The 5,281-nt window shown below is 74.4% G+C and carries 5 protein-coding genes and 1 pseudogene; 4 read left to right on the forward strand and 2 right to left on the reverse strand.

Translation table 11 applies throughout. The annotated features are described in order from the left end of the window. Window positions 1–484: pseudogene (locus TR49_RS29275) on the forward strand (hypothetical protein); the annotation flags it as partial. On the opposite strand, the gene cpt reads toward TR49_RS29275, so the two are convergent. Continuing rightward, window positions 409–942 carry a chloramphenicol phosphotransferase CPT gene (cpt, locus tag TR49_RS29280; RefSeq protein WP_084725576.1) on the reverse strand — a complete coding sequence of 178 codons (534 nt, stop codon included), beginning with the start codon at window positions 940–942 and terminating at the stop codon, window positions 409–411. The pseudogene TR49_RS29275 and the gene cpt overlap by 76 nt on opposite strands. An 83-nt stretch (window positions 943–1,025) precedes the next feature. On the opposite strand from cpt, the gene TR49_RS29285 reads away from it, so the two are divergent. Both TR49_RS29285 and TR49_RS29290 read left to right on the forward strand, forming a co-directional pair. Beyond that, window positions 1,026–1,898, forward strand: a complete 873-nt coding sequence (locus TR49_RS29285) for an alpha/beta fold hydrolase (RefSeq protein WP_042386959.1) — start codon at window positions 1,026–1,028, stop codon at window positions 1,896–1,898. Window positions 1,899–1,977: 79 nt separating this feature from the next. After that, the gene (locus tag TR49_RS29290; RefSeq protein ID WP_042386961.1) at window positions 1,978–2,388 is read left to right on the forward strand and encodes a DUF3052 family protein; all 411 of its coding nucleotides are present in this window, start codon (window positions 1,978–1,980) and stop codon (window positions 2,386–2,388) included. A gap of 35 nt (window positions 2,389–2,423) precedes the next feature. On the opposite strand, the gene TR49_RS29295 is transcribed toward TR49_RS29290, so the two are convergent. Next, the gene (locus tag TR49_RS29295) at window positions 2,424–3,758 is read right to left on the reverse strand and encodes an MFS transporter (RefSeq protein ID WP_063770205.1); all 1,335 of its coding nucleotides are present in this window, start codon (window positions 3,756–3,758) and stop codon (window positions 2,424–2,426) included. Window positions 3,759–3,923: 165 nt separating this feature from the next. On the opposite strand from TR49_RS29295, the gene TR49_RS29300 reads away from it, so the two are divergent. Further along, a complete protein-coding gene (locus TR49_RS29300) occupies window positions 3,924–5,201 on the forward strand; it encodes a DUF6986 family protein (RefSeq protein ID WP_042386962.1) in 1,278 nt (425 codons plus the stop codon). Window positions 5,202–5,281 lie beyond the last annotated feature (80 nt).

The following is a 5,281-nucleotide window of genomic DNA, read 5'->3' on the forward strand; positions in this document are numbered from 1 at the left end:
CCAGGACGAGGCCCGGCAGCGGCTCGCCGCCGGCCCCCCGCCCGTGCCGCAGCGTCAACTGGAGACGAAGCGCTACGCGTTGACCGACACCCTCCACGATCTGCGCGGCTGCACGGACCCCCAGGAGCGGCTTTTCCTCGCCGCGCACCTGCTGGAGCACGCGGCGGAGCTGGTGCTGCTTGCCGACGGGCGCTGGCTCGGCGCCGGCAAGTGGCTCTCCCGGCGGCTCGCCGAGGCGGATCCGGGCCTCCACGGCCGCCTCACCGAGGGGTTCGCCGCGGTCGTCACGGGTGCGGACGACGGGACAGCGCGCCTGGCGGCCGCCGTGGGAGAGGCGCTGGCGCGGGCGGGCGGGCCGCTGTGGGAGGGGTACCGGCGCTCGGCCGAGGCGGGCTGGGGCCGCCGGCGTCAGCGGAGCCGCGTGGCGATCGTCCTGGCACAGGCCAGGGGATCGGTGTGCGTGGTGTCCACCTCCATGTCGTAGCCGACGCCCTGGTGCACCACCTCCGCCTGCGACGCGGCCATCCCGTGCGTGCGGTCGCCCCGCTCCGCCTCGCGCCGCGCGGCGACCGCGCTGTCACAGCGCACGCCGACCCACAGCACGCCCAGCCCCGTCAGGGCCTTCTGCCACCGCTGCTGGGACGTCTCGCCGCCCAGGAAGACGTCGTCGACGACGACGCGCGCACCGGCCCGCGCCATCGCGGCGACCCCCGCCATCCACGCCGCCTCCAGCATCCGGAACTGCGGCCCGACGCTCACCCCTCCGTCCGCAGCGACCTCGATGCCGGCCCCGGACTCCTGGAGGGACGGCGGCAGCATCCCGACGAAGTCGTCGACGGAGACCGCCAGCCACGGTGCCGGCAGGACCGCCTGCACGGAGCGGGCGATGCTGGACTTGCCCGAGCTGGAGCCGCCGTTGAGCACGATCACCTGAGTCGTCACCAGCTCACCCTAGAACCGCCGCGCCACACGGCCGACCCGATTTTCGCGGGACCGCCCCGCTGACGTCGTGCAAGGATGCCGGGATGCCTCATGCGTTCACCGAACACCGCTACACGGGCGACGACGGCGCCGAACTCGGCTACCTTGAGCGCGGTTCAGGGGACCGGCTGATCTGCCTGCCCGGCGGCCCCGGCGCCGACGTGCGCTACCTCGGCGGACTGGGCGGGCTCGACGAGCACCGCACGCTCGTCCTCGTCGACCAGCGGGCCACCGGCCGGTCACCGGTGCCCGGGGACCGCTCCCGCTGCACGTACACCGCCCAGGCCCACGACCTGGAGGCGCTGCGCCGCCACCTCGGTCTGGAGGCCCTCGACCTGCTGGCCCACTCGGCCGCCTGCCTGACGGCCCAGGAGTACGCGGCCGCGTACCCGGGACGGATCCGCCGGCTCGTCCTGGTGACGCCCGCGGGCGTCGTCGCACGCGAACCCGACGAGGACGAGGTTGCCGCGATCCGCGCCGCACGCGCCGACGAACCCTGGTACCCCGCAGCCGTCGCAGCCCAGCAGGAACTCGCCGCCGGAAACGTCGAGCCGAAGCGGGCGGACGAGTTGACGCTGCGCACCGTGCCGTTCGTCTGGGGCACGTGGCGCGAGGAGTACCTCGCGCTCTACCGCGAGCCCACGCAGGACGCGCCCGACTGGTACCGCGGGGTCTTCTACTCCGGCGCCCCGGACCCGGCCGACCGGGCCGCCCGACTCGCGCGGCTCGCCGCGTCCGGCGTCCGCCCGCTCGTTCTGGCCGGCGGCCGTGACGGCGTCGCCGGCACCGCACCGGCCCGTCGCGCCGCGGAACTGCACCCGGGCAGCCACCTCGTCGTGTTCCCCGAGGCCGGTCACCGGCTCTGGAGCGAGGAGCCGAAGGCGTTCGTCGACGAGGTGCTGGCGCACCTCGGCTGATCACCGCCGGGGCCGATGACCCCCAGGACTCGCGCCGCAGCACGAGCCGACCGGCGGGCGGGATGCGAGGATCTGAGCCATGACGGACTCCGGATACTCCGGCACCCCGCTGGCCAAGAAGCTGCGCATCAAGCCGGGATGTCGCGTCGCGCTGTGGCGCGCTCCCGCCGACTGGCCGGTGCCCGCCGTCCCCGAGGGCGTCCGGCTGGACGCGAGGCCGGAGGAGGCGGACGTGGTCCTCGCCTTCTACCGGACGGCGGCCGACCTGCGGGCCGATGCGGACACACTGGTCGCCGGGCTGCTGCCGCAGTCCTGCCTGTGGCTGCTGTGGCCGCGCCGCGCGGCCGGGCACTCGAGCGACATCACCGACAACGACCTGCGCGAGCTGATGCTGCCGCTCGGCGTCGTGGACGTGAAGGTCGCGGCGGTGGGGGAGGACTGGTCCGGGCTCGCCTTCGTGTGGCGCAAGGAGAACCGCCCGGCGCGCTGACGACGCGTCGGCGCAGCCGCGCGCTCGGGGCCCACTCAGGCAGGGTCGGTGGCGACCGCGTCCGCGGGGAGCGGGCCCGCCACGACCGCGACCGCCGTATCTGCCGCGGACGCCGTGTCTGCCGCGACCGCCGTGTCCGGCGTCCGCACACGCAGGGCGCGGACCTCCGGGACGGACACCATGCCCACGGCGCAGAGGAAGATCACCGCACCGGCCACCAGCAGCGTCGCGTGCACGCCCAACGCGGCGCTGAGCGGGCCCACCGTGGCTTGGGCCAGCGGGATGACCGCGAAGGAGCCGAGCGCGTCGTAGGAGTAGACCCGCGCCAGGCGGTCCTCCGGGATCTCCTGCTGGAGCGAGGTCTCCCAGGCGATGCCGAACTGCTCGATACAGACCCCCGCGAGCAGGTTGCACCCGGCGAGCACGGGCAGCGGCAGGCCGAGGGCCAGCGCCGTGGGCAGCAGCGCGGCGGCCGCCATGCAGGACGTGCCGACGAGCAGCAGACGCCGCGGGCGGAAGCGCAGTCCGATGACGCCGCCGACGACCATGCCCACCGTCTCGCACGCCAGGACCAGCCCCCAACCGCCGCTGCCGAACGACGACTTCGCCACCGACGGGCCCAGTACCTCGACCGCGCCGCTGAACGCGGCGTTCAGGAAGCCAAACCCGAGGACGATCACCCAGACCCAGCGCCGCAACGCGAACTCCTGCCAGCCCTCCCGGAGTTCGCGCACCAGGCTGGGCTTTGCCCCGCCGCCGGACCCGTCGGTTGCGGCGTCCCCACCCAAGGCGGGGACCCGGACCAGAGCGAACAGCAGGCCCGCGCACGCGAAGGTGGCCGCGTCGATCGCGAGGCCCCAGCCCGGTCCGCACACGCCGACCACGACGCCGCCCAGCGCCGCGCCGCCGATCATCGCGCCGTTGGCAGCCATCCGGTTCAGCGCGTTCGCGCTCAGCCGCTCCTCGGCGGGGACGGTCTGCGGCAGCAGCGCGCCGGAGGCGGGCAGCGCGAACGCGGCGAAGGTGCCGTTCAGCGCGGAGAGGACGAGCAGGCGTGGAACGGTCGCCTCGTGCGTGAGGACCAGGGTGGCGACCAGCCCCTGGCTGAGCGCGCTGAGCACGCTCGACCCCACCAGCACCAGCCCCCGCGGCATCCGGTCGGCGACCACCCCGCCGAAGAGCAGGAAGACGACGTTGAAGAGGGTGCGCGCCGCGACGACGACACCCAGCTGGGTCACCGAACCGGTGATCCCGAGGACGGCGAAGGCCAACGCGATCGGCGCTACCCCGTTCCCCAGCATGTTCGCGGCGCGCCCGGCGACGAGCAGTCGGAACGGGCGGTGGCGGACGGGTGCGAGAGCTGTGGTCACCGGGCATCCCTATCGGGTGGGTGATCCCACAGCAATCCGTTTTCCAGGGCAGTCCTCGGCCGTTGCAACAAACTGTTGACGCGGGTGTGACGCGCGGATAGCGTCGCGTCAACAAACTGTTGACTGGGCCGAGGTACTCATCCGAGGTCGGGCGAAGGGGAAGTCATGGCCGCGCGAACCACGTTCTCCAGCACGCTGCGGGAGGGCATCGAAGCCGACCTCGCCGGGGTCGACGCCGACCTCGCCGCGCGCTACCCGGGCGACCCGGGCACCCGTCAGCCCGTCCACACCGTCTACGTCCCCGCCGACGCGCTCGCCGAGCGCGGCGTCGGCGACCTGGTCCGCGACTGGGGCCGCCAGGCCCTCGACCTCCTCGACCGCCACGCCCCCGACGCCGCCTCCCTCGCCGCCGTGGTCGGCCAGACCGACGCCGCGCTCGCAGCCGACGTGCACGACCGCGTCCGCGCCAAGCTCGAGCGCGAGCCCGTGGAGGACCTGCGCATCGACTTCGAGGACGGCTACGGCCCGCGTCCCGACGCCGAGGAGGACGCCGCCGCCGAGCGCGCCGCGCGCCTCGTCGCCGAGGCCGTCGCCGACGGGACCGCGCCCCCGTTCGTCGGCATCCGCATGAAGTGCATGGAGTCCGCCGTGCGCGCCCGGGGCGTGCGCACCCTCGATCTCTTCCTCACCGGCCTGCTCGACGCGGGCGACGGCACCCTGCCCGAGGGTCTGGTGCTGACGCTCCCGAAGGTGACCTACCCGGAGCAGGTGGCCGCGATGGCGCGCCTTCTCGCCGGCTTCGAGGAGGCCACCGGCCTTCCGGCCGGGCGGATCGGGTTCGAGATCCAGATCGAGACCACCCAGGCCATCCTCGGCGCGGACGGCCGCGCCACCGTGGCCCGCATGATCGAGGCCGCCGACGGCCGGGCGACCAGCCTGCACTACGGCACCTTCGACTACAGCGCCTCGTGCGGCGTCAGCGCCGCCTACCAGAGCATGGAGCACCCCGTCGCCGACCATGCCAAGGCCGTCATGCAGGTCGCGGCGGCCGGGACCGGCGTGCGCCTGTCCGACGGCTCGACGAACGTGATCCCCACCGGCCCCGCCGAGCAGGTCCACGCGGCCTGGCAGCTGCACCACCGTCTGGTCCGCCGCTCGCTGGAGCGCGCCTACTACCAGGGCTGGGACATGCACCCCGGTCACCTGCCCACCCGCTACGCCGCCGTCTACGCCTTCTACCGTGAGGGCCTGGCCGCGGCCGCGGCCCGCCTTGCCGCGTACGTCGCCCGCAGCGGCGGCGACGTCATGGACGAGCCGGCGACGGCGAAGGCCCTCAGCGGCTACCTGCTGCGCGGGCTGGACTGCGGCGCGGTCGACGCGTCCGAGGTCGAGAAGGCCTCCGGCCTCGACCGCAAGGCACTCGACGCGCTCGCCGGGCGGTGATTTGGATCTGCGGCCAGGGTCGCGTACAGTCGATCGAGTTGCCCCGGTGACCGGCCCGAAGAGGACGGAACGGGAAGACC

Origin of the sequence: Streptacidiphilus melanogenes, assembly GCF_000787835.1 — a bacterium.
In the GTDB taxonomy this organism is placed as follows: Bacteria; Actinomycetota; Actinomycetes; order Streptomycetales; family Streptomycetaceae; genus Streptacidiphilus; species Streptacidiphilus melanogenes.

Coding starts and splice junctions, on each gene's coding strand:
- TR49_RS29300 (WP_042386962.1), top strand. CDS start 3,924: ATGGCCGCGCGAACCACGTTCTCCAGCACGCTGCGGGAGGGCATCGAA.
- TR49_RS29290 (WP_042386961.1), top strand. CDS start 1,978: ATGACGGACTCCGGATACTCCGGCACCCCGCTGGCCAAGAAGCTGCGC.
- TR49_RS29285 (WP_042386959.1), top strand. CDS start 1,026: ATGCCTCATGCGTTCACCGAACACCGCTACACGGGCGACGACGGCGCC.